Source organism: uncultured Dokdonia sp. (assembly GCF_947492535.1).
In the GTDB taxonomy this organism is placed as follows: domain Bacteria; phylum Bacteroidota; class Bacteroidia; order Flavobacteriales; family Flavobacteriaceae; genus Dokdonia.
In genome coordinates, this window is the sequence record NZ_CANLNH010000002.1 from 96,885 (window position 1) to 123,380 (window position 26,496).

The window sequence follows — 26,496 nt, forward strand, 5'->3', positions numbered from 1 at the left end:
TTATTAGATTTTTATAATTTCATTTATTGCTTTTCTCTTATCTGTATCTAAAAGGTAACTTTGCAATAACTCATACAAGTTATAGTCACCTATTGATCCACCAGTTAAGTTCAAAAAATCAACTATTACTTTAACTGTTAGATTTATTTCATTAATACTCAATTTTGATAAGTCAGAAGAATTAATAGATTTTGAGCGTTTTTTACACCTACCCTTTCCTTTTTCATCTCTATATAGAGATTGTTTGTTTAATAAATCAATTAAAGCATTATGTACATTTTGTTGTTCCTCAGAATAATCTCTCATTTCTAATATATTTTATATATAAATCTAACTGATTTTTAGACACTTAAAACTTAACTCGATTAAGAGTTATCAAATCTTATACACCAAAAAAGCTCCTATTCCAGGAATAAGAGCTTTTATAAAAGGAATCAACGATAGATCTATGCTTTTGCTTTTGCATCTGGTGTTTTATCATAATAACAATAGGGTAATAAATCTTTTAAAAATTGATTTAAAATTCTGTAAATCAGTTATTTATTTGTTAAACCTTTATTTTCGACCTATAAATACTATCTTAAATCATTATTAATCAATAAATTACAAATAATGTTGAAGAAGATTTTAAAAATTGGCACAATTCTAAATAGAGTTGAACAGAAAACAATTAGCGGAGGAGCTTTGGAAAATCGTTGTATTAAAAGAAGTGTTCCTTGCAATCCACAAAGAAACCTTGACGACTGGTTGGTAAATAGGTCTGGAGAATATGCAGGCTGTTGTGTACTTCCTACGACACCTGACGGTCCTGGACCAGGACAATAAACTATTCATTTATATAAAGCGATCTTCGGGTCGCTTTTCTTTTTTACGCTATGCTATCGCTACTCAACCAATGTAATGGTTAACTTATTTTTTTCTTGATTTTTAGTCTTATGTACCGGTTTTTAAAATTCCCAATATTATTTTTTATTGTATTGTTCACCTATAGTTGTTCTTCAGATAATGATAGGCTTAATTATCTTGACCTCCCAAATTCTGATTTTAATCCTATAATAATGTCTTGGCAAGAAATCCAAGTAATATTAAACATTGATTACACAGGTAATTAATCGCTTCAATTAATTGTTAATTTTCAATACAGTCTTCCATTTATAAATATGATTAGTTAACTTCAACTCAATTATTCACGCTCATTAGTACAGTTATGTTAGAAAAATTTAAAAAGTTCGAAATTGAGAAGTTAACCTTTAATTGAGGGAAATCCAGCTACAAAAGAAAATATCCTCCTAGAGCAAGAGAGACGATCATTAAGGGTAGGTAAAACCACACTACTTCTTTATAGGTATATCTGTTGGGAAGGTTCTTGTTTTTTAATTCATGATAGCTACGTTCAGATAATCTATCTTTTGAAGATTCGAGTAATGCATCATAATTACTGTCATCATATAATCTCCCGACGGGATCTAGTATTGGGAATTTAATCGTTTCATCTGAAAGATTAAGGTATAGAGAAATCAGACTTTGTCTTTTACTTGAGGAGATAACAGCAGCTCTATAGTACGAATCTACCTTCCAAAAAATGATTGGAAAAACGGCTGAAAAAACAATCAGAAGTCCCAACTCATGCGATGATGTTGTAGTATTTACTTTTACAATAAACCAACCTATCCAGGCTGTCCAAAGGGTAATACATACTGTTTTAGAGGTCTGAATTTGTTTATCTAATCTAGAAATGGTTTGATCAATCAGATCTAGCTCTTTCATTACTATTTCATCGTGTAGTTTCATTATGTATCTTTTTAGAGCAAATCCAATTGACTATCAATATTTTAAAGATAAAAAGAAAAATATAAATCGTAAGGCTCCCTGTAATCAGCTATATATTTTAACGCCGTTTTCTCTGAAAGTTGTGAATCTCATATATACGCTTTCGCGAAAGCGTATAAAAAAGAATCCACTTGGAAATGATGTTCTTTTAATTCCTATTTTTGAAGAAAATCACTATAACCACCTGAAATACAACTATGAATCACGATCATACAACTCCAACAACGATAAAAACACTTAGAAATATTACAGAATATCCGCTTAACTGGCCTAGTGATGAGAAATGTTCTACTCATGAGCTCGTTATTGATAAAAACTTTATCTATGTCACAGGGCAAAATATGGATATGGTGGCCAAATTAGATTATGAAGGCACTATTCTTGACTATTATAAAATGCCAGAAAAAAGTGGTCCGCATGGGTTGTTATTAGACAAAGAAGGAAATCTTTGGGTGTCCCTAGAGTTTAAAGGAACGGTCGCACAACTAGACACAAAAGGTACTATTGTACGAGAAATCGATGTACAACTCTATGCCAAAGATGCAAAAACGCCTATCAATGTGGCACCTCATGGGATTGGGCTAGATGCAGATGGAACACATATCTGGTTTACGGGAAAACGCACTAGTACCGTGGGCAAATTTAATATTGCAACAGAAGCTGTAGAACATTTTCAGTTAGATAATCTTTCTTCCTTGCCTATTTTTCTGTCGGCAGGACCCAATAATACGATGTGGGGAACGGAGTTATTTAGTAGTGCGATTTTGCAAGTAACTAGTGATGGGTGTATTAAAGAACATACGATTCCCACATCCAGTAGTCGTCCTATTGGTATTATTCCAGATCCTTCTAAATCATGTATGTGGTTTACGCAAGAAGCGGGTGTCAAGATTGGAAAGATTGATATGGACGGTACGATTACAGAATATCCTGTTCCGGCACTTCAAAAGAATGATATTCTTGCCTCACTAGCTTTTGATAGTGATCATAATTTATGGGTTCAGGTATATGTAGATCATAACAACCCTACTCCTAAAGGACGTGATTACCTCATTAAATTTGATGCTTCCATCAGAAATACGCCTAGCGATTCTATTTCGGAAGTACCGTTTAGCATTCATATCGTACCAAATACTGGAACCATGATGCATCGTATCAAAATGGATGCGAACGGTAATTTATGGTTTACAGAAATGATGACAGATACGGTTGGGGTGATACGGTTTTAACGTTTCTGCCTGACGATAACCTAACGAAAGATCGTAGTAGAAAAGAGTATCAAACGCTTAACAAAGAGGTGATTTCTAGGTTTAATATACAAACCGTATGTTGTAACTAAAACAATAAAGTAAGTGATTGTATCACCTTACTTTTCATAGTAATTTCTAAAAAAGCCTTGATGTATGATACATCAAGGCTTTTCTTTTTGCGGGTATTAAAATATGTTACTATTAGATTGTTTTCGATAAAAATATATCCATACATTGTTGATAGTATAAAATAGTTTGTCTTAATAAATGGAGTCCTTCTACTAGTGTTTTACATACAGGAATTAGTTCCTTTTCAATCACTATTTTGGATGCTTCTTTTACTTTATGGAGTATAGATTTTAGTTGTAATGGTTTTTTAACCTCAAATAAAAAGGAAGGTATATATACTTGCGCTTCTACCTCATCACCTGTATAAACATCTATAATAGTTTCCTTAGCATTTAGCATATCGTCTGCAGCAATTGTAACTGTTTCTTTTTGTGCTTTCAACGCTTTATGAAATCCGTTATCATACTCATGATCATATAATGTGCTTATTTTTTTTAACTCTACAAGAACTTCTTTATACAATGTTATCTTGTTCTGTAAGAGAATACATTTTTCTATAAATAATTGTTGTGTCTGATCTTCTACCAACGCTTCAGAAACGCTTGTCTCTACATCTAGTAACTCTTTTGTTATGACAACGGTCGCATTTGCAATCATTGTAAACTTTTGATGTTGCTCTTCTGTAAATAGAATATCTTCGTAATGCGTATCGTTCTCTTGGCTAAAATCAATAAATTCTTTTAAAAATTCATTGCTGACTAATAAGCGTATTAGTGTTTCTTTTACCACTAATGATTGCTTTTCTACAATTTGATATATTAAATTTTCCCAAATAAAGATCTCTTGCGCTTCTGTTAATAACGTTATGCGTTTTGCACTTCTCTTAATAGTGCTATAGGAGAATTCTCCCTTATGTTCTGATAGCCATAGTGAAAAATCGTATAAGGATGGTAATGCACTACGAATCTCTAGACTATTCTCAAAAACATTATACATCCTCACTGCTTTTCCCATAGCAGCAGCTCTTTTGTCTAGATCTTTTATACGTGTGATTTTAACAAAATGACTTGTCTTGTTTGCTGGAGGATATATAAGATATTGATTATCATTCTTATTATTTAATGCTGGGTCAATTAAGGCCACATCTGCCTTTGAAGAATACTTCTTCATGTGAATCTCTTTTTTAAATTAATGTTGTAATTGCTCTTAGGGAGAGCACTAATATGCTTTTTAGATGTGGTGCATAAAAAGTCATAGTATCGATATCTCTTTCCACAAGATATCATAATATCAAGCTGTATTATAGAATGGTTAACTACAATATAGCTTACGATTTATTAAAAGTTGTCATCCCCCAACGACGTCTATTATATCATCGATTTTAGTGCTCTCAGATATAAGAGCAAGTACTTATGTATACTTTCCTTAAAGTGTGGTTTGGGAAAAGAAATGTTATTTTTCTTTTACTATATAAAGAATGTCATTCTGCTGTTTTAAAATCATGCCTTGCATGTAAAAACATAAAAGAGTTTTAGTTGCTTTTTCAATACTTTAAAAATTAAATTATACTATGTTTTATTTATAAAAACAAAACGCTTTTCTAAAGTGGTGCATGAAAGCGAACCGACACCAAAAATGGTGTCTATTGTTTTTGATTTAGGGTGCATTATTTATAACGGATAAATACGAATTATAGTATATAACAATGTGTTAGCTTTATTTTATACTACCCCCTTTTCGTACATCAAACTTAAAAAATCTTTTTAAAGATTCATAATAAATAACCGTTAAACATATAGCAAAAACTAAGCCATAAAATTAAATACTTTTAGAGAGTGTCACTCTTATTTTACTTTTCGTTGAACTAGCGCATAATACTCTCCTCCATCTAAAGGCAAATATCCTTGGTCATACACAAAATAATACACGGTTCCTACTTTAGTGGTATATATACTAGTGAAGTAATTAAAATCAAAATCTGCTGCAATAAGTTTTGCTTTTGTTGTTTTTGTTTTTTCTCCAGGATTAAGCGCTTCTAGAATACGATAATTTTTACGCAATCTATTATTTATGTTGCGTACAAGATTTTTAGAATCTTTATTAAACTTATTATTGTAACTATTACGACAGGAATCATTACAAAACTTCTTGTCTGCACGACCTATAATACGTGTTCCACATTCAAGACAATTTTTCTCCATATATTGTATATACCTTTTTGATCTTTAAAAGTCACTAAATAAGTTAGATATCAAAACTTTTATATATCATAGACATACCATAAGCTTCTTACCCTAAAAGTAATAAATTAATTACTAGTGCTTTTCAGAAAGCTTTCTTTTTTCTGTAAGAATTTCAATAGTTTCAGCGAGAATGTTGTAAGAATTTGTGCATTTCATCGATTAAATGCATTGTTATGCCGTTTATCTGCTTTTTTATTCTATATTAGTAATCCCAAATCATAATACCCCAAATCATGAAGTTACTTACAAACACCCTGTTTGTCATAGGATTCGTATGCCTATTCGTATCGTGCAGTACAGATGAAATAGATGATCCATCTACTACTGTAAATTTTGAAAGCGAATTTAGTGTAGAAAACAATGACGCTATGTCTAGTGAAATACTAACAATCATCAATGATTATAGGGCAACGTTGAATCTTCCACCTTTTTCTCCACATAATTTAGCTAAAGAAGAAGCTTTGGATCATACTGCGTACATGATTGTGAATAATAGAGTAAGTCATGACAACTTCTTTCAACGTTCAGATAAATTAAAATCAAATGGAGCTGATGCTGTCAGTGAGAATGTAGCATTTGGATATCGCACTGCGCAAGCTGTAGTAGATGGATGGTTGAATAGTCCAGATCATAAAGCAGCTATAGAAAGCGATTTCACGCATTCAGGCATTAGTGTTGCTCAAACAGATAGTGGTGTTAACTTTTTTACACACATTTTTCTTAAATAAGAACCCCAAACCATAATTGGTTTACAGCCCCGTCGGTATTTACTGACGGGGTTGTTTTTTTACATATGAATTGTACTTCTAATGAAGCTATGTAAAAGAGATTATTGTATTTTTATACAAATTCTTTTAAGATCATGGCTATAGCAAAACCTTTCAACCTGAACCAATGGATAGAAGAAAACAGAGATCTTCTTAAACCGCCTGTAGGAAATAAAAATCTATATAAAGATGCTGGAGATTATATTGTCATGGTTGTAGGAGGTCCAAATGCCCGAAAAGATTATCATTATAACGAAACGGAAGAATTATTTTACCAGCTTGAAGGACATATTGAAGTACACATTCAAGAAGATGGACAGAAAAAAACAATGAAGTTAGGTCCTGGAGATATGTATTTACATCCTGCAGGCGTACCGCACTCACCTGTGCGCCATGAAAACTCTATTGGTCTTGTTATAGAACGTAAACGAATTGATCTAAAAGGAGAAGATGGGTTACTCTGGTTTTGTGATAATTGCAATACCAAACTATATGAAGTTCGTTTTCTTCTAGAAGACGTAGAAAAAGATTTCTTAGGTCATTTTATAGACTTTTATGGAGATGAGGCAAAACGTACTTGCTCTAATTGTGGAGAGGTTATGCCTACAGATAAGCGTTTTGTTCCACAAGAGTAATTCATTATGAATATCGCTGAACATTCAGATCCACTTAACTTATTTGCTATCTGGATGCACCAACAAGTAGCAGCGACCAAAAATAGCCATCCCTCGGCGTGTGTTTTATCTACTCAAGGACTAGATGGGTTTCCAAACGCCCGTAATGTCTCTCTAAAATCTATTGAAAGTCCTTACTTAATCATTACAGGATCTACGGTATCCAGAAAAGGAAAAGAAATTAATGCACATCCCAAAGTCGCGCTTACCTTTTGGTGGGAAGAGACCAAACGTCAAGTTCGCATTCAAGGCACAACTTCTATAATCTCTGAAGAAGATGCCCATTTCTTTTTTAATGATCGGAATTATGCCTCTAAAGTTGTAAGCACTATAAGTAAACAGGGAGTTCCTACAAAAGACGTAGAATCGTTAAGAGTCCGCTTTCGCGAAAGCGTAAAAAACCAAAAACCTATTGAAAAACCAACACATTGGAGTGGTTGGAAAATCAAACCTCACCGTATTGAGTTTTTAGAGTTTAATGCTTCCCGATTCCATAATAGAGTATTATATACCCTATCTGAAGAAGGGTGGGATATCACACAATTACAACCATAATAAAGATGCTGTATTTTTTTTCAGGCATAGTATTATCTGTATCTTCGCAAACGATTTCTTTAATATAAAAAACAAAACAAAATGAGTACAGTCGCTACAGATTTTGGAATGGATCAAGCCTTAAAACAACTAGGTTTAAAAGATATAAATGATGGAACTTCTACGGGAAACAAATGGTTTTCTAATGGAGGTATCATCGAGTCTCACTCTCCAGTTGATGGCCAACTTATAGGAAAAGTAACCACTACTACACGTGAAGATTATGACCAAGTAATGGATGCTGCTACGGCTGCATTTAAAACCTGGAGAACAAAACCTGCTCCTTTAAGAGGAGAGATCGTTCGCCAGTTTGGACAAAAGCTACGTGAACTTAAAGAACCTCTCGGAAAATTGGTTTCTTATGAAATGGGAAAATCATATCAAGAAGGTCTTGGTGAAGTACAAGAAATGATAGATATCTGTGATTTTGCAGTAGGTCTTTCACGTCAATTACACGGTCTTACGATGCACTCAGAACGTCCAGGGCATCGTATGTATGAGCAATATCATCCACTTGGGGTGGTAGGGATTATCTCTGCATTTAATTTTCCGGTAGCGGTTTGGGCATGGAATACAGCTTTAGCTTGGATCTGTGGAGATGTATGTGTTTGGAAACCTTCAGAAAAAACACCTTTATGTGGTGTTGCCTGTCAAAATATTATTGCAGACGTTTTAAAAGAAAATGATCTTCCAGAAGGTATTTCTTGTCTTATTAATGGAGATTATCAAGTGGGTGAATATTTAACTACAGATACTCGTATTCCTTTAGTTTCTGCGACAGGAAGTACACGTATGGGGAAAATTGTTTCTCGTACAGTAGGAGAGCGTCTAGGTACTTCTTTATTAGAATTAGGAGGAAATAATGCTATTATTGTCACTCCAGATGCAGATATCAAAATGACTGTTATTGGAGGTGTATTTGGAGCTGTAGGTACTTGCGGTCAACGCTGTACATCTACAAGACGTCTTATTATTCATGAAAGTATTTATGACAAAGTAAAAGATGCTATAGTTGCAGCTTATGGACAGTTACGTATAGGAAACCCTCTTGATGAAAATAATCACGTAGGGCCATTAATTGATACAGATGCCGTTGCAAATTATAACAATGCGCTAGAACAAGTAGTTGCACAAGGCGGTAAAATTATCGTTGAAGGAGGTGTACTTTCTGGAGAAGGGTATGAAAGTGGATGTTATGTAAAACCAGCTATCGCTGAGGCAGATAATAGTTTCCCTATTGTACAACACGAAACATTTGCTCCCGTATTATATCTTCTTAAGTATTCTGGAAATGTAGAAGATGCTATCGAAGCTCAAAATGGGGTTGCACAAGGATTATCTAGTGCTATTATGACTAATAATCTTCGTGAGGCAGAACGTTTCTTAAGTGTTGCAGGATCTGATTGTGGGATTGCAAACGTAAATATTGGAACTTCTGGTGCCGAAATAGGAGGAGCCTTTGGAGGAGAAAAAGATACAGGTGGAGGACGTGAGTCTGGTTCTGATGCTTGGAAAGTATATATGCGTCGTCAAACAAATACGATCAACTATACTACACAACTACCATTAGCACAAGGAATTAAATTTGACTTATAAGTCTATACTAACTTATTCATAAAATAAAACCCCCACATAAATAATGTGGGGGTTTCTTGTGTGTAGTTTTGTAGTTTTTAATTAAGTATTTCTTTAACTGTACTCTCTAAACAGAGATAGCATAAGTAGGATTAAGATCTGATAGTCTTGTTATGATTTCCAGTCAAAAAACTTAATTCTAATCAGTAGGATTAATACGTTTGCTTATTAAACAATATAAAGTCAATAACTCCTACCCTCTAATTTCATTTTATTTTAAAAAAATGAAATTGAAGTGTCAAAATGATAGTAATTATCTATTTTACAGACTGATATTATCATATAAAAATTTATAGCGAATTTGATTAATAATACACATATTCCTAAATGGATTTTACCCATTATTGTAATTTCTCAATTTTGTGGTACATCTCTTTGGTTTTCAAGCAATGCTATATTAGAAGATCTTATCATTCATTTTTCATTGCCTGAAAATACACTTGCACATATTACTTCTGCCGTACAATTTGGATTTATAACAGGAACACTCTTATTTGCTATTCTTACGATTGCCGATAGATTTTCTCCATCAAAAGTATTTTTGATAAGTGCACTCATTGCTGCTATTTTCAATCTTGCGATTGTTTGGGAGTCTAATTCGCTTACGAGTATTCTTATTTTGCGATTTTTGACAGGCTTTTTCTTGGCAGGTATCTATCCTATAGGAATGAAAATTGCTGCCGATTATTATGATAAAGGATTAGGAAAATCTCTAGGGTTTCTAGTAGGGGCACTCGTTTTAGGGACTGCCTTTCCACATATATTAAAAGGTTTTACAGCAGAACTGCCTTGGAAAACCATATTAATCATTACTTCTATAATTGCATCTTTAGGCGGACTTCTTTTGTTCTTCTTAGTTCCTGATGGTCCTTATAGAAAAAAAGGGTCTTCATTAGATTTTTCTGTAATTACGACCATTTTTAAAAACAAACCTTTTAAAGCAGCTGCTTTTGGTTATTTTGGACATATGTGGGAACTCTATGCTTTTTGGGCATTTGTTCCAGTAATCATTTCACTTTACAATACATTACACCCAGAAAGCACTTTAAATAATGCAATCTCTTCATTTATTGTTATAGGAATAGGTGCTATTGCTTGTGTTATAAGTGGGTATTTATCGCTTAAAAAAGGAACAAAAAAAATAGCAACAATCGCACTTACAATATCTGGTATCTTTTGTTTTATTTCTCCTCTGCTCTTTATGATCTCTTCTCAATTCTTATTCATATCCTTAGTATCCATATGGGGAATGGTAGTAATAGCAGATTCTCCTTTGTTTTCTACACTCGTAGCTCAAAATGCAAACCCTGTATATAAGGGAACAGCACTTACCATTGTAAATTGTATTGGCTTTGCGATTACCATTGTGAGCATACAATTACTCCTTCTTTTACAAAATTATATAGATACTTCATATCTATTCGTACTATTAGGGATAGGACCTGTAGTTGGATTAATTTCTATTCTAAAGAAGTAAGCGATCTAATTTTAAATATATAAATAGTCATTTCTATTTTATCGATGATAGCAGCATCTATATCGATTATTTACAAAATGATCGATCAAAAGCTATTAAAATGTCTCTTTAACACTTTTTTAGTAACTTTAAAACACTATTAACCAAAACTAACCAGAATGAGTAAGAAAACGAGATACCTCTTTGGTATTTTGCTTACGATTGTTATTGGAATGATTTTAATGTGGTTTTTCTGTTGTAAAAATGCTACAGATAAAAAAGAAATCACAAATGATGAAAATCAAAACAATCCGAAAGACGTAGTTGTTAAAACAACACCTACTGCAACTACAAACATGGGCTTTTCTTTTAAAGACCCTGACGGCAACTTTGCATATTCAAGCAATGATAATTTTAACTTTACTGTTTCAGATTTTAACCCATTAACGCCTATATCTGACAAAATAAATTTAGGCATAGGAGAACTACAAAAGTACCTTAATGGTAATGATGGAAAATATTTAGATATTACAGGCCATTATACTTCTGATGAAAAAAACACCTCTGCATTTCCTAATTTAGGTATTGCTAGAGCAAATGCTGTAAAGAACTACTTGAGTTCAAAAGGAATCTCTTCAAAACAAATAAATATCTTTGGAAAAGAAGATAATTCATTAGTTCCAGATGGCTCTATATTTAAAGGACCTATAAGCTATTTAATACATGGGAGAGCTCCTAACACAGATGCAGCTAGTGAAAATAAAGAGCTAGAAGATCTCAAAAAACGTATTAATGATGACCCTTTGATTCTTTATTTTGAAAATGCCCAAGCATCTATAAATCTTACAGCTGAGCAGCGTCAAAAAATAGCAGATATTAGCCGTTATTTAGACAAAATAGAAAGCTCTTCTATAACCATAGAAGGTCATACAGATAATAGCGGAAAACGTGCTACAAATATTCCTCTTGGTAAAAAAAGAGCAGATTTTGTAAAAGGATTTTTTCAACGTAACGGAATACCTGAAGCTAAAATCATTACAACTTCAAAAGGGCCAGATGAACCTATTGCATCTAATGCCACAGAAGAAGGTAGAGCAAAAAATAGACGTTCTATCGTTAAAATAAACTAACTAAAAAAATTAAGAAAATGAATGTATTACTAATAGACTTATCAAATATACCATGTTGGCTCATACCACTTCTTGTTGGTCTTATATGTGCAATTTTAGGATACTTATTAGGACGTCTCTCTGGAAAAGGTGATGACGTTAGTGATGATCTTGATTTATGGAAACGCAAAAATGCTTCCTTAAAAGCAGATTTAGATGCATGTCGCTCTCAGCTTAAAACAGCCACTGCTGCTCCTGTCGCAGCGAGTAGTAGTGCCAGTATGTCTTCATCATTTGCTGCTGCACCTATAACAACTCCTGAACCCACAATTACATTGATTCTTTTTGATGCCGCAGCTGCAAAAGCGGCTTTTGGGAAAACCATCAAAGAAGACGATCTAACTGTTGTGGAAGGAATTGGACCTAAAATCAGAGAGTTATTTCACAATTTTGATATCAAAACATGGGCTGCTTTAGGAGATACTTCTGTAGAAAAATGTCAAGAAGTACTTAATAGTGGTGGAAAACGTTTTGAAATACATCGTCCTAAAACATGGCCTATGCAAGCAAAACTTGCGGCTCAAGGAAAATGGGACGAACTTAAAAAATGGCAAGACGAACACGATTACGGAAAAGAGTAGATAGATGCTACCCTTTTTAATCCCATTAAAACCGCCTTATGATCAAGGCGGTTTTTTATATCTTTAATATATGAGTAATATCCCTCTTTGGCTTACCTCTATTCCTATTGCACATCGTGGTTTGCATGATGGCAATCTTAAAACTCCTGAAAATTCTTTATCCGCTTTCGCGAAAGCAATAAAAGAAAAGTATCCGATAGAGCTTGACATACAGATTATAAAGGATGGAACCGTAATCGTTTTTCACGACACCGATTTAAAACGTATTTGTAACAGTTCTAAAAAGACAAAATCACTAACAAAAAAAGACCTAAAAAAGCACACCCTCTTTAATACTTCCCAAACAATTCCTACGCTTCAAGAAGTATTAGATCTTGTAAAAGGGAAAGTGCCTTTGCTTATAGAATTTAAAACACATCGTTTATCAAAAAAATTAGAACAAAACACCTTATCCTTACTTAAAAAATACAAAGGAGAAGTCGCGCTACAGTCGTTTAATAGATCATCGGTAAAGTGGCTTAGTAAACAAAACCACAACTATCCTGTAGGGCAATTAGCAGAACCCTCTCTGGCTATTAAGCCTTTAAATTATCTCTATGATTATTTACAACTTAATAGAACTATGCATCCTGATTTTGTGGCATATGATATCGATGATGTTTCTAACAAAAGAGTTGCTTATTTTAAAGAAAAGAGAGTACCTATACTTCTTTGGACTGTACGAAATCAATCACAGGTAGATAAATATCATACTATTTTTGATAACATTATTTTTGAAGGATTTATTCCTAAAATATAAAAAGGGATCTATATGTATTTACTTTCTTCTTGATCATTTATCAAATGATAGACACAAAATCAGTAAGAACCCCCTTCTGAAGCTTGTGCTACAAACACGATAATTACAATTAATAAGATGGCAAAAACAATAGCAAAAAATATCTTCCAAAAAGAATAAGGTCTACTTCCTGAAACAACACCTGTCTCTCCATTTACAAAGAAATTATATTCTTTTCCATTATACCTATAAGAGCTTACATATACAGGAAGTAATATATGTTTAAAGGTTTCTTCAGAAAGTTTCATGTCAATACTATTCACTCGTTGTGTATCTCCTCCTATATCTCTTCTACACCAACGATCTGCAATACGACGAGCTTCTTCTTTGGATTCTAAATGTCCTTTTTGTAACGGAATTGTATATTTTTCTGTGATAAATCCTCTTAAAAAACTACTATTAAAAGGTTGTAATTTTTGTAAATTCCAACGTGCAATTTTCTTAGGAATACGGCCAGCTTTCTGTTGCGAAGCCTTTATAAGAGTATCATCTATAAAACCTGAAATCCTACCTGATGCAGGATACCATCTTGTTTTACGAACTTGACGTGTACGCGAATTCCCTTTGCTATCCCTATAGGTTTGTGTTTCATAATAATACACACCACGTTGTCCAGTATAAGTAGCTCTTAATTGAGCATCAAATGTCCAATAGGGCAAGTACAACCCTTTTGTAAATTGAGGATCTAAAGAAGCTTTTTTAAGGTTGTTAGGTGCCCACCAAAGTCCGTTTACCCACTTTTTAAACGTTTGAAATGATTGTTTTTGATCTATTTGAAAAGGCAATACAGCACCCGGTAAAATCCAATCTTCTGTATACATGTCTTCTACAATCAAAGGCATACTACAATAGACACAGTGTAATGATTTATAATTCTCTTCTACATGTTGGTTTGCACCACAGTTTTTACAATTCAACATAGAGATTTTCTCACTATGTGATTGTGCTCCCATCTCTTTAAGATATAATGAAAGCTCTAACTCTTCAAAACCATTTGGATCTACTGTGATTTCTTCTTTGTGACCACAATAATCACACGTAACCGATGAGGTGCCAGGCTTATAGGTAAGCTCTGCCCCACAGTTGATACATGACTTTTTAAGTTCTGTATGTTGTTGTACAGTAGATTCTGATGTTGCCATACATTAGGATAGTTGCGCTTTAAAAAAAGCGCAACCTATTATGAATTTAGTAATCTCTATTTATTGTTGAGGTAATGGTGGTGGTGTATTTCCTCCCAAGAATGATTTTAATTCTTCAACCTCCTTAAGTGCAGTCCAATTAGCCATTCCTTGTTTCCAAACCAAACTATCTTTATTTATAGTTCTATTTGCAAAAAGGGCTTTAAGCTGATCAAAAGATACAGGTCCTTGCTGTGCGCCATTTGCAGCATAAAAATATTGCGTTTGTAAAGGCATTGGCGGTGGTGTAGCGGGTGCTTGTTGTGGCATCATCTGTTGTCCACCCATCTGAGGAGACATCATGCCGCCCATTTGTTGCGCTAACACAAAGCCCATTCCCATCCCCATTCCAGCACCTGCAGTTCCTCCTTCATTAGCAGCAGCAGCTTCAATAGCTTTAGCCGTTTTGAATTTAGTCAACTTATCAAGATCTAATTTATCGATACGACTATATTCAAAAATCTCTTTCTTAAGCTCTTCCGGCATCGATACGTTTTCGATGTAGAATTTCTCTAATGAAATTCCCACAGACATAAACTCAGGTTGCATTACTTCTTGACATGTCTCAGATAGCTCTGACGTATTGGCTGCATATAACTCAATAGGAAGGTTTGCCTCACCTACGGTGTCTGTAAAACGAGTCGCTATTAAACTTTTTAAATGCTCATTAATCTCAAAGTTGGTAAAATTGCTATCCGTCCCTACAATGTCTACAATAAACTTCCCCGGATCTGACACTTTAAAAGCATAGGTCCCAAAAGCACGTATCTCTACAAGACCAAAACGCTCGTCACTTAATGTAATAGGGTTTTTAGTTCCCCATTTTTCATCTGTAAAAAGATGCGTATTTACAAAATACACCTCTGCTTTAAAAGGAGAGTTAAATCCATACTTCCATCCTTTAAGTGTGGTAAGAATAGGTAAATTCTGCGTTGTAAGATCATAGGTTCCCGGTGTAAACACATCTGCAAGTTGTCCTTCATTTACAAAAACGGCTGCTTGTCCTTCACGTACAATTAGTTTTGCGCCATTTTTAATTTCATTCTGATAGCGCTCAAAACGATGTGCTATCGTATCATCTGTATAATCGAGCCACTCAACAATATCAATAAATTCATTGGTAAGTTTTTCTTTTATTTTATCAAAAAGTCCCATAGTTGATTGGTTTTTAATTGGAATTCTAAAGCTACAAAATACACCGCATATCCGAAAAAGAAAATCACTCAATAAAAATTAGACTAAATCTAAATAATCATATAAGTTTTGAAATCATAAAAAAGCCGTTAGATTTGCATCCTTGTAAACAAAAATAGTTTACAGATAAAAAGAAAAAACATGCAAATAGTAATTACATATCAACTAATCTCCGAAGCGCATATGCAGCTCTTGGCACGGTATTGTAGTTAATAAAAACATAACAATCTATAAAACCCCAGAGCTTCAAAACTCTGGGGTTTTTGTTTTAAACAAAGTAAACTACCTCAGGGAAAGCCCACGAGGGATTTATACGAAACTGAATTTTAATTTCGAGACAAACCTCGGAGTAATAAACCCTTTGGCGGGGTCAATTAAAAAGCAATTATATGCTATCAAAAACAAACAGTAATCTATAGACTGTAAGCACTACAGTGTTTCCAGTCTTTCATCTAAAATCAAAGTTTATGAAATCATGGAAACACTATACACTACACAAACACCCGAAGTAACGACTACTTCAAAAGCAGACAGCAAGTACATTGCGCTGGTAGAAAAGATCTACAATGCAGAAAACAAACCCCAAGAAAACAAGGGAACTGTAGCATCACTATTGTGGAGTTCATTTTCAAAAATGAGCAAAACACGCAACACTTGGAAACGTGCAACTTTTAAAACGCTACTTATACACATGCATACACAAGGGTGTTATGCGGTCTTAAGAAGTCCATTATTTATCCAAGTACTTGTGAATATAAGTACGTTTGGCCTTAAAATGGTACGTCCAATCGAAAAGTGGCAACGTCCAAGTTTTGAGCCCGAAGAGCAACTAGAAGATCTAATAGATCACTGTTTTGCAAAATATCCTACGCCTGTCTTTTTGATCAGTTCTTTTTATGAATCTTCATTAAGACACCAGCTTTGGTATGTACAACTTGGTTCTGGTAAAAGTGTTAAGTCACTTATCGGTTTACCAGATAAGTTCACTTCAAAAATGATGCATGAATTTAGAAATACACCTAAAGGATTTAGCGTATCAGAGGCAATCGTTCACGCACAAGCATTAGGATATGGAGCATCACAACAAATAGCGATAGAACTTACAAGGTCAAAATTAGCTCAGATTGAAGGCAATATCCCTTTTTGGACACGTGTTATTCAGTTTTTTTCGGTTCAAAAACAAGTCACTCATTGGGAACTATATAAGGCATTAGAATACCTTGAAGTTAGAATTCAGAGAGATAGACGTTTTACTATGAAAGGAAGAACGCTTGAAGCTCTTTTAAATCAATCACATGCATGGTATATCGAAATGCAAAAAATGCGCAATGAAGCTAATTATTTATCATGGTTTCCTAGTGGTATCAAAGAGATGCATAAAGAGGTCGAAAAAGACGGAAAAAAAGTGATATACATCGCAAAAGAGCTTTTGACTTCTGAAGAGTTGTACCAAGAAGGACACGATATGAATCACTGTGTTGCAGATTATATAGATGATTGTTATGCTATGGATACGAGTATTTTCTCTCTAAGAAAACAAGAAGGAGATACGATAAAAAAGCTAGCAACAATTGAAATAAATCCAAGAACACTAGAGGTTTTACAAGCAGAGGGTAATTGTAATACGCCGCTTTCAGTTGAAGCAACTATGGCATTTAACCTTTGGACGGACCTACTAGGAATTAATGAAAAGGTCATTGTTTCTAATCAAGATCAGCCTATTCCTCAAAACCCACCTCAACAGGTGCCTATTGAGCAAAGAGAGGTTGTAGAATATGCAAATTATAGACAAAGACCTCCTGCGCATATAAATGATTCAGACATTGATGTAAGTACGATCATTAGGATTATTTTAATCATCATTAAAATAATCATAGTGCTAAGTCGTCTAGGTAATTAATCCAAATGTATACATTAGAGATTTCAATACGTAATAGATTTCCTAATGTATAAAGTGGATTAATAGTATGGGCATAAAAAAACGTCCTCTACTCCCCCAAGTATTGGACGTTTTCTATATTCAAAATGACTACTGTGGTGCATATAGTCATGTAAGCGTTCTCATAATATTCACGTAAAGCTATTTCCCCTTTTAAATTATATCAATACCAGCATAAAGCGAGCATTTAAATCATTACATATAAACAATGTCTATAACTCGTGAATAGGATTATAAATAAAAGCCTACTATTTTGAATGGTTAATACGTTGCAAATATCACATAGCTATGTAAGTATCACAAGGGGCATTTGCCCCTTTTTTTATTTATTCTTAATTATATAAGGGCTTTTGACCCTATAAATGAATGATTATTACGTCCTTTTTCTTCTGGATATAATTCCCAAACAGGATCACTTTGCCAAAAATCTTTCGTGTCAACATCCAGAATAGAAATAGGTCCCATAAAAGCAGCACCCGTATCTATATTCCAAACATTAGCTTTTTGTAAAGGAATTGTTGCTCCTAAACGAGTCACAGGGGTATGTCCAATATATATTTCCTTAAAAAGCTGTAACCGTTTTGGATAAAATATATCTGAAGGAGATAAATCTTCGTTCATAGCACACACCATTTCCCATAACGTACGATCCCAATAAAACGTAGTACTATTCCATTCATGATTTGGTCCATTAAGGTTTTGAAAACCTGCATGACAATACATACGATTTTGATCATCTATATAGAAATCTTTCAATCGTTCATAAAAAGGAAGATGTGCTAATGTTTCTTCATCAGATAATGTTGCATACGCATCTTTTGTACTCTGCCCTCCATGTTGTATCCATTTAGGACTCATTTCTTTGCCCTTTAACCACTGATAGACCAAATTATCATGATTCCCTCTAATAAGGGTGACTTCCTGTTTCATAGATAATTCTGACAGAAAATCAATAACGCCCACACTATCACTCCATCCATCTACATAATCTCCTAAGAAGATCAAATGATCGTCTTTTGTTACTTCGGCTCTTTTTAATACTTGCTTAAGCGCGAGCAACCCTCCATGAATATCTCCTACAACTAATGTTCTTTTCATCTATTTTAAATTTCTATTTCATAAAATGAAACAACTAAATTTTCTACTTAAACCAACTGCTACACTTTCGCTTACAGGGTCTATATTCAAAAACTAATTATATCTTACTTTACGCAAAATGCGCATGGTTTCTTTATAACGACTATACATAGCTCCTTTGTATTTTTTAAGAAACGGTTTTACTTCTTCTAACTTATGAATGGCCCCTTCAAAACCATTAAGATAACAGATTAAATAGGTGTTAGGCAATTCGTATAAGTCATTATATTCCCCTTGATTCAGTTCTATTTGACGCTTCAGTTTATAAAAAATGACATTGTTATTATTATATATATGATACAAGGTGCGTTTATCTACCTTAGGAGGATCAAAAATCAATGTAGTATCAATGGTGTAGGTTCCGCTTTCGCGAAAGCGTATAACCACTTCTTCTAACGGGTAATATTTAAACTGTTCCTGAATCCCCAAATGTACATACTCTAGTATAGAAAAAGAGTCTTCATCATAATGTATAGACACCTCATCTAACGCCGAATAAAATAATCGCACATGCTCATTAATGAGTTCTATATCTACTCTTGAATAATACGTCTCTCCCTTTACGACCTTTTTATGTCCTGCCCAACAAAGTACAAATTGCTCTTTAAACACTTTATACTGACTTTCCATATCATTATGACGATGATTTATAAAATCTATCACGCCATCTAATGTCAATTCAATACTGTTTTTTGCATGGTTTTCTATAGCTGCAACAATCTCACTATTTACATCTTCTACATCAGATTTAAAAACCTTAGGCATAGAGATACTACCATCTCTAAAAAAAACAGTCCCTCCCCAATATTTCCAAATATTCTTTCTTAAAGCAGTAAGCTTATCTTGTTCTCTAATCGTCACAAGCCCTACTACTCTGTCTTCAGGTAAATGAGGAAAGGGAATATTTTCATAAGATATAATAGGCGGATTGTCTAAATAAGCATTTACAAGATTTTGCAACTTGCTATCGTCAAAAAATGGAACACCTATAATCTTATTTTCACCGTCATCTACTCCAATAACAATAAAGGAATTATTCTTAGGGTTTGAATTTGAAAGTGCGCAGATATGTTTTAAAAACTTAGCTTTTCCTTCTTTACTTCCAATATCAATTTTACGCTTCTTATCATAAAAACTATTCTCATCATTATGAGCTAGTAAATTTTTAATAAGAAGTCGTTTGTTAATCATATTGATCCCTCTCTGCCCTTCGGGCATCTCTCCCAAAGGGAGAGAAATATTTCATTCTTTTATTAAATTACAAAAATAGAGTACTGCTCTAAAATAGAGTATTACTCTATTTTTATCAAACTAGCTCAAGAACTATTTTGAATTCCCCCTTCGGGGGCTAGGGGGCTTACGTCTTATTAATAATAGTAGAGCTAGCTTGCGCTGTAGACATAACCACAAGGTCTGCAATATTTACATGATAAGGCCTTGACACTACAAAATAAATAATATCTGCAATGTCTTCTGGTTTTAACACATCAAAGCCTTGATATACCTTATCTGCACGTTCTACATCTCCCTTAAATCGCACTTCGCTGAACTCTGTATGAACCATTCCTGGATTAACAGCACCTACCCTAATGTTATGTTTATTAAGATCTATACGCATTCCTTGATTTATCGCATCTACTGCATGTTTACTGGCGCAATACACATTTCCATTGGGATATACTTCTTTTCCTGCCGTAGATCCTATATTAATAATATGACCTTGCTTACGATCTGTCATTTGCGGGATAATTGCTTTACTCACATAGAGCAATCCCTTTACATTAATATCTAACATGGCATCCCAATCATCTGTACTTCCTGTCTGAATAGGATCAAGACCATGTGCATTACCCGCATTATTAATCAAAATATCTATTTGCTTAAATGTATCAGGCAATCCTTCTATTGCTTGTACTACTTTTTCTTTATCACGTACGTCAAAATTTAAGGTATGCACCTTAACTTGATTTTGAAAAGCCTCTTTTAATTCGTCAAGCCGCTCTTGCCTTCTTCCACAAAGAATTAAGTGAATTCCTTCTTTTGCAAAGCGCTCTGCCGTTGCTTTTCCAATACCACTGGTGGCTCCTGTTATTAATGCTGTCTTCATAATGTATGTCCGCAAAGGCGGGTATCTTTTTCTGATATATAGATTTATCTTAAAACAATTTCCTTTTGGGGATAGGGACTTACGGTACTTTATGACCTTGGCTTTCTATCAATAATGCAAACCAATCTTGTAACTCTAGCGTAATATCTGCCGCTTTTACTGCATTTGTGATACGATCTTTAGTTGTGGTTCCTATTACAGGATGTACACCAGATGGATGTTGCAGGACCCAAGCAAGTAATAATTGATCTTGTGTCGCATTATATTTTTCTGTCAAAGTACCTAACAATGTCTTGATACGCTGTGTTTGTGGTGTATCTTCTCTAAACACGCTCCCTAGAGGACTCCAACTCATTGGCATAATGCCTTTGGTTTGCATATGATCTAAACTTCCATCATGCATTGCCGTATGTTGCGTTAAGCTAAATTCAATTTGATTTACAGTGACAGGAGACTTTGTGGCAATTAAATCTATTTGAGAAGGTGTAAAATTAGAGACCCCAAAATCTAGAATCTTTCCTTGTGCTTTTAATTGTTCAATAGCTTTTTGAACTTCATCTGCCTGCATCAAAGGACTTGGGCGATGTAATAATAACAAGTCGAGATATTCAGTTTGCAACAACTTCAATGATCTTTCGGCGCTCCAAATAATATACTCGGCAGTATATTCATAATGCTTTACACGATTTTCTGGGCGTGCATTTTCTAGGTATTGAATACCACATTTTGAGATCAATTGAATAGAAGATCTATCTATATTTGCTTTCGCGAAAGCGGACCCAAAATCCTTTTCTGTGCTATAATCACCATAAATATCTGCGTGATCAAACGTTGTGATGCCTTGTGATATGCAGTGATCCATCATATCAATCATTTGAGAGTCATTGAGTTGTTTTCCCCATGCACCCCATGTCATACACCCTTGAATTATTTTTGAAAATTTTTTATCCATTTTATATTTTGCGTTCTGATTAAAAATACGACTTCCCAAGATAGAAAAATACGTGGGAAGCCCTTTATTTAATAGAATTTTTAACCAATTGTTAACAAGAAGTTTGGGAATAAAACCGCACTTTGCAATATTTTAAAATCCCACTAAATTTAATTTTAAAGTATGGAAGAAAATATGACGACGATAGATATAAGCGCTATCAATGAAAAGATAGAGAAAGAGAGTGCTTTTATAGATATCCTGACCATGGAGATGAACAAGGTGATTGTAGGTCAAAAGCATATGATAGAACGATTGCTTATCGGTCTTTTAGGTCGCGGTCACATTCTATTAGAAGGTGTTCCTGGTCTTGCAAAAACACTTGCTATCAATACACTGGCGCAAGCAGTACACGGTTCTTTTAGTCGTATACAATTTACTCCTGATTTACTTCCTGCCGATGTAGTAGGAACCATGATATATAATATGAAAGTCAATGACTTTAGTATTAAGAAAGGACCCATATTTGCAAATTTTGTACTTGCCGATGAGATTAACCGTGCACCAGCAAAAGTACAATCTGCACTTCTTGAAGCCATGCAAGAAAAGCAAGTGACTATAGGTGATGAGACATTTATATTGGATAAACCATTTTTGGTAATGGCAACTCAAAATCCAGTAGAACAAGAAGGAACCTATCCATTACCAGAAGCACAAGTAGACCGTTTTATGCTTAAAACTGTTATCGATTATCCTAAAATCGAAGATGAGCAAATGATTATTCGTCAAAACCTAAAAGGTGGTTTTGAAAAGGTAAATGCTGTTGTTTCTGTAGAGCAAATACTTCGTGCACAAGACGCTGTAAAGGAAGTGTACATGGATGAAAAAATTGAGAAATACATTCTTGACATCATCTTTGCAACACGTTATCCAGAAAATTATAAACTCGCAGACTTAAAGCCACTTATTAATTTTGGAGCATCTCCTCGTGGAAGTATCAATCTTGCAACTGCTGCAAAATGCTATGCATTTATAAAGCGTAGAGGGTATGTTATTCCTGAAGATGTAAGAGCCGTTGTACATGATATCTTACGCCATCGTATTGGTATTACATATGAAGCAGAAGCAGAAAACATCACTTCTGTAGATATCATCAACAAAATTGTAAATCAAATCGAAGTACCTTAGTAGTCGGTAGTCTTTAGTCGATAGCTCGTCATGCTTACGCATGACTTGTAATAAATGAGAGCGTCTACGACGACTCTTTTATTCAAAAAACCAATGATATATCAATTTATTTTTAAATAACTAGCATTAAGTTCCTTCTCCTGTAGGAGAAGGTTAGGATGAGGGAAAATGGATACAAAGGAATTACTTAAAAAAGTACGAAAGATCGAGATCAAGACACGGCGTTTGTCTGATCATATATTTGGAGGTGAGTATCACTCTACCTTCAAAGGTCGTGGTATGACTTTTAGTGAAGTACGACAATATCAATTTGGAGACGATGTACGTAATATTGATTGGAATGTTACGGCACGTTATAACGAACCATTTGTCAAAGTTTTTGAAGAAGAACGAGAGCTTACCATGATGCTTATTGCTGATGTGAGTGGTTCAGAATTTTTTGGAACAGACAAGCAATTTAAAAATGAAATCGTTACCGAAGTAGCCGCTACACTAGCGTTTAGCGCTATGCAAAACAATGATAAAATAGGATTGATCTTATTTACAGATGAGATTGAACTATATATCCCTCCTAAAAAAGGGAAGTCACATGTATTACGTATTATACGTGAACTTCTAGAGTTTAAACCAAAATCTAAAAAAACAGATATTGCACAAGCTATTAAGTTTTTAAGTAGTGTGATGAAGAAAAAAGCGATCACATTTATTCTTTCTGATTTTATTTCAGATGAATATGATCAAACATTAAAGATTGCGGGTAATAAACATGATATTACAGGTATTCGTATTTATGACCAACGTGAGGAAGCGATTCCAAGTCTAGGAATGGTACAAATGGAAGATGAAGAGACAGGAGAATTAGTACTAGTCAATACTTCTTCCAAAAAAGTGCGCAGAAACTATGAGGCTTATTATAAAGAACGTGTCGCTTATTATGAAGAAAGCTTTAAAAGAAGTGGCTCTGGTGTCATAAACATACGTACTGATGAGAGTTATGTTAAAAAATTATTAGGTTATTTTAAACGAAGAGGATAATAGAAAAAGAGATGACACATCCCCATACTAATATATCAAGAACAAAGAATACCATCTACGCATACAGCGTCGCTGTGTTTTTTATTCTTTTCTCTTTTTTATCAGTACATGCTCAAATTGAGCCTACTGTAAAAACAAAGATAGATACCACCAAAATTCGTCTTGGTGAGCAAATTAACTATACGGTTGTTGTAGAAGCAGATCAACTCGCTACGGTTATTTTTCCTGAAGGACAGACATTTTCTCCTTTAGAAATGATTGAGAGTTATAAAGTAGATACGTCTTTCGCAGAAGCGAAAATGACATTAATCAAAAAATATGGCCTCACACAATTTGATAGCGGATCTTATAAAATCCCTAAGCAGCGTATCCTTATAGGTGATCGCACGATACACACTGATTCTTTTCAAGTAGAAGTTGCTAATGTCGTTTTAGACACCGTTAATCAGGGATTGTATGATATCAAACCTGCAATAGAACTCCCTACTGATTATAGTAAGTTTTGGAAATATCTCTTATGGATCCTTCCTGTTATACTAGCCATTGCACTCTTTTTATTTTGGTTGTTACGTAGACACAAAAAACGCATAGAAGCAGAAAAATATGTGCCTCCGTTTGAGCGAGCATTGGCTTCTTTACGCCAACTTGATGAAACAGATTTTATTGTCTCTGCAAAGTATAAAGAATATTATTCTACACTTACAGATACTGTACGTCGTTACTATGATGAAAAAGTATATGATAAGGCATTAGAAAGTACGACAGATGAACTTATAGCACGATTAGAGGCAGAAAAAGATAGTGGTCATATTGATTTCAATCCAGAAACAATACAGCAACTCAAAGATATTTTTAAACGTGCAGATCTTGTGAAATTTGCGCGTATTAATCCCCCTTCCGGGAAAGCAGAGGCAGATAGACTTGCGATAGAGCAGATTGTAAAAGAAACCAAAGAAGCACTTCCTGAACCTACCGTTGAAGAACTCATGAAAGATCAAGATTTTCGTGAAGCAATGGAACGTAAACGTACTCGAAAATTATGGCTTACAGGAATTTCTGGCGTAGTAGGGATTTTATTGGTAGCATTAATTGCAGGTATTGTCATTAAAGGGTATGATGAGGTAAAGGATTTTGTATTAGGAAATCAAACACGCGAACTCGCAGAGGGCAATTGGATTACAAGTGAATACGGCTTCCCAAGTATTGTCATTAGTACTCCTAAAGTATTAGAGCGACTAGAAACCCCAATTCCAGATGATCTTAAGGATAAAATGCAGGCTAATGCTTTTGGTTGGCAAACAGACCCTCCAGCCATTACTGTTGCTGTAATTCAAATAATTCTTCCTAAGGGCACAGAACCTCCTGTAAAAGAAATTATAGACGGACAAATTGCTAAATTAGAAGAGAAAGGATTTGTAGCAAATATTATAAAACAAGAAGAGTTTAAAACTCCTAATGGAGCTGAAGGTATTAAAACGTTTGGAACTGGAAAATTTATGATTGATAAAGAAAAAGACATTTCTATATCTGGAGAATATGCTATGTTAAATTTTGTAGCAGAAAATATTATCCAACAAGTGATCATTACTTGGGACAAAGACGATACTTACAGTGCCGAAATAGCAGAACGTATTATAAATAGTGTTGAACTTCAAAAAGCCGAAACAAAATAATGTTAGAGAATTTTGAATTTTCAAATCCGCAGTTTTTCTGGTTATTTTTAGCACTACCAGTAGCAATCGCATGGTATATATGGAAGCGTAAAAAACAAACACCTGCCGTAAAACTATCGAGTATTAAAGGATTTAAAGCTGGAAGTAGTTTTTTACCAAAATTACGCCCGCTACTATTTTTATTGAGACTTGTAGCTCTCGCAGCACTAATTACTGCCATGGCTCGTCCTCGCACAGTAGATGTTTCTACACGTACCAAAAGCACAAGAGGTATTGATATTATTATTGCTATAGATGTATCTGCTAGTATGCTTGCAAAAGATTTACGACCTAACCGTCTTGAAGCTTTAAAACTTGTTGCTGCCGATTTTATAAAAGGAAGACCCAATGATCGCATTGGTCTTGTAGAATATGCAGGAGAAAGTTATACCAAAACGCCTATCACTAGTGATAAAAGTATTGTGTTAAGCTCACTTAATAGCATACGATATAATAATATTATAGAAGGAGGTACGGCTATAGGAATGGGATTATCTACTTCTGTAAACAGATTAAAAGATAGCAAGGCTGTAAGTAAAGTCATTATTCTAATGACTGACGGAGTAAATAATGCTGGTTTTATAGATCCAAAAATAGCAAGCGAACTCGCACTAGAATTTGGTATAAGAACTTATACTATTGGTGTCGGAACAAATGGTACAGCATTGTCTCCCGTTGCATTAAACAATAATAACTCTTTTGTATATGATAATGTACCTGTAGAGATCGATGAAGATTTATTAAAAGAGATTGCAGAAGTTACAGGAGGAAAATATTTCCGAGCGACAAACAACAAAAAACTAAAAGAAATTTACGACGAAATAGATAAACTAGAAAAAACAGAAGTAGAAGAGTTTAAGTATACGAATTATGAAGAAAAATACCGACCTCTTATTCTATTAGCAGGTATATTATTGTTACTAGAATTGCTCCTTAAATTTACTTTATTTAGAAGTTTTGTTTAAT

At 34.2% G+C, this 26,496-nt stretch carries 25 protein-coding genes; 15 read left to right on the top strand and 10 right to left on the bottom strand.

Annotated elements, in window-relative coordinates:
- Nucleotides 1-3: 3 nt before the first annotated feature.
- Entirely contained in the window at nt 4-306 is a 303-nt protein-coding gene (locus tag Q1A60_RS03295) for a hypothetical protein (protein ID WP_299761352.1), read from the bottom strand.
- Between the two features lie 306 nt (nt 307-612).
- Between Q1A60_RS03295 and Q1A60_RS03300 the strand changes: the two genes are divergently transcribed.
- Nucleotides 613-825, top strand: coding sequence for a hypothetical protein (locus Q1A60_RS03300; RefSeq protein WP_299761354.1), 213 nt, complete (start codon nt 613-615; stop codon nt 823-825).
- Nucleotides 826-1,269: 444 nt separating this feature from the next.
- On the opposite strand, the gene Q1A60_RS03305 is transcribed toward Q1A60_RS03300, so the two are convergent.
- Nucleotides 1,270-1,791, bottom strand: coding sequence for a hypothetical protein (locus Q1A60_RS03305; protein WP_299761356.1), 522 nt, complete (start codon nt 1,789-1,791; stop codon nt 1,270-1,272).
- 236 nt (nt 1,792-2,027) lie between these two features.
- Between Q1A60_RS03305 and Q1A60_RS03310 the strand changes: the two genes are divergently transcribed.
- Nucleotides 2,028-3,059: a hypothetical protein gene (locus Q1A60_RS03310; protein WP_299761358.1), complete on the top strand. Its 1,032-nt coding sequence runs from the start codon at nt 2,028-2,030 to the stop codon at nt 3,057-3,059.
- 222 nt (nt 3,060-3,281) lie between these two features.
- Here the strand turns inward: Q1A60_RS03310 and Q1A60_RS03315 are convergent, their stop codons facing one another.
- On the bottom strand, nt 3,282-4,319 hold the full coding sequence (locus tag Q1A60_RS03315; RefSeq protein ID WP_299761360.1) for a hypothetical protein: 1,038 nt from the start codon (nt 4,317-4,319) through the stop codon (nt 3,282-3,284).
- A 674-nt stretch (nt 4,320-4,993) separates the two neighbouring features.
- Entirely contained in the window at nt 4,994-5,350 is a 357-nt protein-coding gene (locus Q1A60_RS03320; RefSeq protein ID WP_299761363.1) for a hypothetical protein, read from the bottom strand.
- A gap of 275 nt (nt 5,351-5,625) precedes the next feature.
- Here Q1A60_RS03320 and Q1A60_RS03325 point away from each other — a divergent pair, with 275 nt between their 5' ends.
- From Q1A60_RS03325 to Q1A60_RS03360, 8 genes are all read left to right on the top strand, one after another.
- Entirely contained in the window at nt 5,626-6,120 is a 495-nt protein-coding gene (locus Q1A60_RS03325; RefSeq protein WP_299761366.1) for a CAP domain-containing protein, read from the top strand.
- Between the two features lie 134 nt (nt 6,121-6,254).
- Nucleotides 6,255-6,794 carry a 3-hydroxyanthranilate 3,4-dioxygenase gene (locus Q1A60_RS03330; protein ID WP_299761369.1) on the top strand — a complete coding sequence of 180 codons (540 nt, stop codon included), beginning with the start codon at nt 6,255-6,257 and terminating at the stop codon, nt 6,792-6,794.
- Between the two features lie 6 nt (nt 6,795-6,800).
- On the top strand, nt 6,801-7,388 hold the full coding sequence (locus tag Q1A60_RS03335) for a pyridoxal 5'-phosphate synthase (RefSeq protein WP_299761372.1): 588 nt from the start codon (nt 6,801-6,803) through the stop codon (nt 7,386-7,388).
- Nucleotides 7,389-7,469: 81 nt separating this feature from the next.
- A complete protein-coding gene (locus tag Q1A60_RS03340; RefSeq protein WP_299761375.1) occupies nt 7,470-9,023 on the top strand; it encodes an aldehyde dehydrogenase family protein in 1,554 nt (517 codons plus the stop codon).
- A gap of 340 nt (nt 9,024-9,363) precedes the next feature.
- Nucleotides 9,364-10,539, top strand: coding sequence for an MFS transporter (locus tag Q1A60_RS03345; RefSeq protein ID WP_299761378.1), 1,176 nt, complete (start codon nt 9,364-9,366; stop codon nt 10,537-10,539).
- 158 nt (nt 10,540-10,697) lie between these two features.
- Nucleotides 10,698-11,648 carry an OmpA family protein gene (locus Q1A60_RS03350; RefSeq protein WP_299761381.1) on the top strand — a complete coding sequence of 317 codons (951 nt, stop codon included), beginning with the start codon at nt 10,698-10,700 and terminating at the stop codon, nt 11,646-11,648.
- A gap of 17 nt (nt 11,649-11,665) precedes the next feature.
- The gene (locus Q1A60_RS03355) at nt 11,666-12,268 is read left to right on the top strand and encodes a hypothetical protein (RefSeq protein WP_299761383.1); all 603 of its coding nucleotides are present in this window, start codon (nt 11,666-11,668) and stop codon (nt 12,266-12,268) included.
- Nucleotides 12,269-12,338: 70 nt separating this feature from the next.
- Entirely contained in the window at nt 12,339-13,067 is a 729-nt protein-coding gene (locus Q1A60_RS03360; protein ID WP_299761386.1) for a glycerophosphodiester phosphodiesterase family protein, read from the top strand.
- Nucleotides 13,068-13,126: 59 nt separating this feature from the next.
- Here Q1A60_RS03360 and Q1A60_RS03365 read toward each other — a convergent pair whose 3' ends face one another.
- Both Q1A60_RS03365 and Q1A60_RS03370 read right to left on the bottom strand, forming a co-directional pair.
- Nucleotides 13,127-14,248, bottom strand: a complete 1,122-nt coding sequence (locus Q1A60_RS03365) for a DNA helicase PriA (protein WP_299761389.1) — start codon at nt 14,246-14,248, stop codon at nt 13,127-13,129.
- Nucleotides 14,249-14,308: 60 nt separating this feature from the next.
- The gene (locus Q1A60_RS03370) at nt 14,309-15,442 is read right to left on the bottom strand and encodes an SPFH domain-containing protein (RefSeq protein WP_299761392.1); all 1,134 of its coding nucleotides are present in this window, start codon (nt 15,440-15,442) and stop codon (nt 14,309-14,311) included.
- A 514-nt stretch (nt 15,443-15,956) separates the two neighbouring features.
- Between Q1A60_RS03370 and Q1A60_RS03375 the strand changes: the two genes are divergently transcribed.
- Nucleotides 15,957-17,381, top strand: a complete 1,425-nt coding sequence (locus Q1A60_RS03375; RefSeq protein WP_299761395.1) for a PcfJ domain-containing protein — start codon at nt 15,957-15,959, stop codon at nt 17,379-17,381.
- A gap of 375 nt (nt 17,382-17,756) precedes the next feature.
- On the opposite strand, the gene Q1A60_RS03380 is transcribed toward Q1A60_RS03375, so the two are convergent.
- From Q1A60_RS03380 to Q1A60_RS03395, 4 genes are all read right to left on the bottom strand, one after another.
- Nucleotides 17,757-18,518 carry a metallophosphoesterase family protein gene (locus tag Q1A60_RS03380; RefSeq protein WP_299761398.1) on the bottom strand — a complete coding sequence of 254 codons (762 nt, stop codon included), beginning with the start codon at nt 18,516-18,518 and terminating at the stop codon, nt 17,757-17,759.
- Between the two features lie 93 nt (nt 18,519-18,611).
- Entirely contained in the window at nt 18,612-19,748 is a 1,137-nt protein-coding gene (locus Q1A60_RS03385) for an ATP-binding protein (RefSeq protein ID WP_299762561.1), read from the bottom strand.
- Nucleotides 19,749-19,914: 166 nt separating this feature from the next.
- Nucleotides 19,915-20,664, bottom strand: coding sequence for an SDR family NAD(P)-dependent oxidoreductase (locus Q1A60_RS03390; RefSeq protein ID WP_299761401.1), 750 nt, complete (start codon nt 20,662-20,664; stop codon nt 19,915-19,917).
- Between the two features lie 79 nt (nt 20,665-20,743).
- The gene (locus Q1A60_RS03395; protein ID WP_299761403.1) at nt 20,744-21,616 is read right to left on the bottom strand and encodes an aldo/keto reductase; all 873 of its coding nucleotides are present in this window, start codon (nt 21,614-21,616) and stop codon (nt 20,744-20,746) included.
- A gap of 162 nt (nt 21,617-21,778) precedes the next feature.
- On the opposite strand from Q1A60_RS03395, the gene Q1A60_RS03400 reads away from it, so the two are divergent.
- The 4 genes from Q1A60_RS03400 (at nt 21,779) to Q1A60_RS03415 (ending at nt 26,495) form a co-directional block, all read left to right on the top strand.
- Nucleotides 21,779-22,783 carry a MoxR family ATPase gene (locus Q1A60_RS03400; protein WP_299761406.1) on the top strand — a complete coding sequence of 335 codons (1,005 nt, stop codon included), beginning with the start codon at nt 21,779-21,781 and terminating at the stop codon, nt 22,781-22,783.
- Between the two features lie 168 nt (nt 22,784-22,951).
- Entirely contained in the window at nt 22,952-23,818 is an 867-nt protein-coding gene (locus Q1A60_RS03405) for a DUF58 domain-containing protein (RefSeq protein ID WP_299761409.1), read from the top strand.
- 11 nt (nt 23,819-23,829) lie between these two features.
- Nucleotides 23,830-25,491: a hypothetical protein gene (locus tag Q1A60_RS03410; RefSeq protein ID WP_299761412.1), complete on the top strand. Its 1,662-nt coding sequence runs from the start codon at nt 23,830-23,832 to the stop codon at nt 25,489-25,491.
- Complete coding sequence (locus Q1A60_RS03415) at nt 25,491-26,495, top strand: VWA domain-containing protein (RefSeq protein ID WP_299761416.1); 1,005 nt, start codon at nt 25,491-25,493, stop codon at nt 26,493-26,495. Before Q1A60_RS03410 ends, Q1A60_RS03415 begins: the two co-directional genes overlap by 1 nt.
- The last annotated feature ends 1 nt before the right edge of the window (nt 26,496 follow it).

Coding starts and splice junctions, on each gene's coding strand:
- Q1A60_RS03295 (WP_299761352.1), bottom strand. CDS start 306: ATGAGAGATTATTCTGAGGAACAACAAAATGTACATAATGCTTTAATT.
- Q1A60_RS03300 (WP_299761354.1), top strand. CDS start 613: ATGTTGAAGAAGATTTTAAAAATTGGCACAATTCTAAATAGAGTTGAA.
- Q1A60_RS03305 (WP_299761356.1), bottom strand. CDS start 1,791: ATGAAACTACACGATGAAATAGTAATGAAAGAGCTAGATCTGATTGAT.
- Q1A60_RS03310 (WP_299761358.1), top strand. CDS start 2,028: ATGAATCACGATCATACAACTCCAACAACGATAAAAACACTTAGAAAT.
- Q1A60_RS03315 (WP_299761360.1), bottom strand. CDS start 4,319: ATGAAGAAGTATTCTTCAAAGGCAGATGTGGCCTTAATTGACCCAGCA.
- Q1A60_RS03320 (WP_299761363.1), bottom strand. CDS start 5,350: ATGGAGAAAAATTGTCTTGAATGTGGAACACGTATTATAGGTCGTGCA.
- Q1A60_RS03325 (WP_299761366.1), top strand. CDS start 5,626: ATGAAGTTACTTACAAACACCCTGTTTGTCATAGGATTCGTATGCCTA.
- Q1A60_RS03330 (WP_299761369.1), top strand. CDS start 6,255: ATGGCTATAGCAAAACCTTTCAACCTGAACCAATGGATAGAAGAAAAC.
- Q1A60_RS03335 (WP_299761372.1), top strand. CDS start 6,801: ATGAATATCGCTGAACATTCAGATCCACTTAACTTATTTGCTATCTGG.
- Q1A60_RS03340 (WP_299761375.1), top strand. CDS start 7,470: ATGAGTACAGTCGCTACAGATTTTGGAATGGATCAAGCCTTAAAACAA.
- Q1A60_RS03350 (WP_299761381.1), top strand. CDS start 10,698: ATGAGTAAGAAAACGAGATACCTCTTTGGTATTTTGCTTACGATTGTT.
- Q1A60_RS03355 (WP_299761383.1), top strand. CDS start 11,666: ATGAATGTATTACTAATAGACTTATCAAATATACCATGTTGGCTCATA.
- Q1A60_RS03360 (WP_299761386.1), top strand. CDS start 12,339: ATGAGTAATATCCCTCTTTGGCTTACCTCTATTCCTATTGCACATCGT.
- Q1A60_RS03365 (WP_299761389.1), bottom strand. CDS start 14,248: ATGGCAACATCAGAATCTACTGTACAACAACATACAGAACTTAAAAAG.
- Q1A60_RS03370 (WP_299761392.1), bottom strand. CDS start 15,442: ATGGGACTTTTTGATAAAATAAAAGAAAAACTTACCAATGAATTTATT.
- Q1A60_RS03375 (WP_299761395.1), top strand. CDS start 15,957: ATGGAAACACTATACACTACACAAACACCCGAAGTAACGACTACTTCA.
- Q1A60_RS03380 (WP_299761398.1), bottom strand. CDS start 18,518: ATGAAAAGAACATTAGTTGTAGGAGATATTCATGGAGGGTTGCTCGCG.
- Q1A60_RS03385 (WP_299762561.1), bottom strand. CDS start 19,748: ATGATTAACAAACGACTTCTTATTAAAAATTTACTAGCTCATAATGAT.
- Q1A60_RS03390 (WP_299761401.1), bottom strand. CDS start 20,664: ATGAAGACAGCATTAATAACAGGAGCCACCAGTGGTATTGGAAAAGCA.
- Q1A60_RS03395 (WP_299761403.1), bottom strand. CDS start 21,616: ATGGATAAAAAATTTTCAAAAATAATTCAAGGGTGTATGACATGGGGT.
- Q1A60_RS03400 (WP_299761406.1), top strand. CDS start 21,779: ATGGAAGAAAATATGACGACGATAGATATAAGCGCTATCAATGAAAAG.
- Q1A60_RS03405 (WP_299761409.1), top strand. CDS start 22,952: ATGGATACAAAGGAATTACTTAAAAAAGTACGAAAGATCGAGATCAAG.
- Q1A60_RS03410 (WP_299761412.1), top strand. CDS start 23,830: ATGACACATCCCCATACTAATATATCAAGAACAAAGAATACCATCTAC.
- Q1A60_RS03415 (WP_299761416.1), top strand. CDS start 25,491: ATGTTAGAGAATTTTGAATTTTCAAATCCGCAGTTTTTCTGGTTATTT.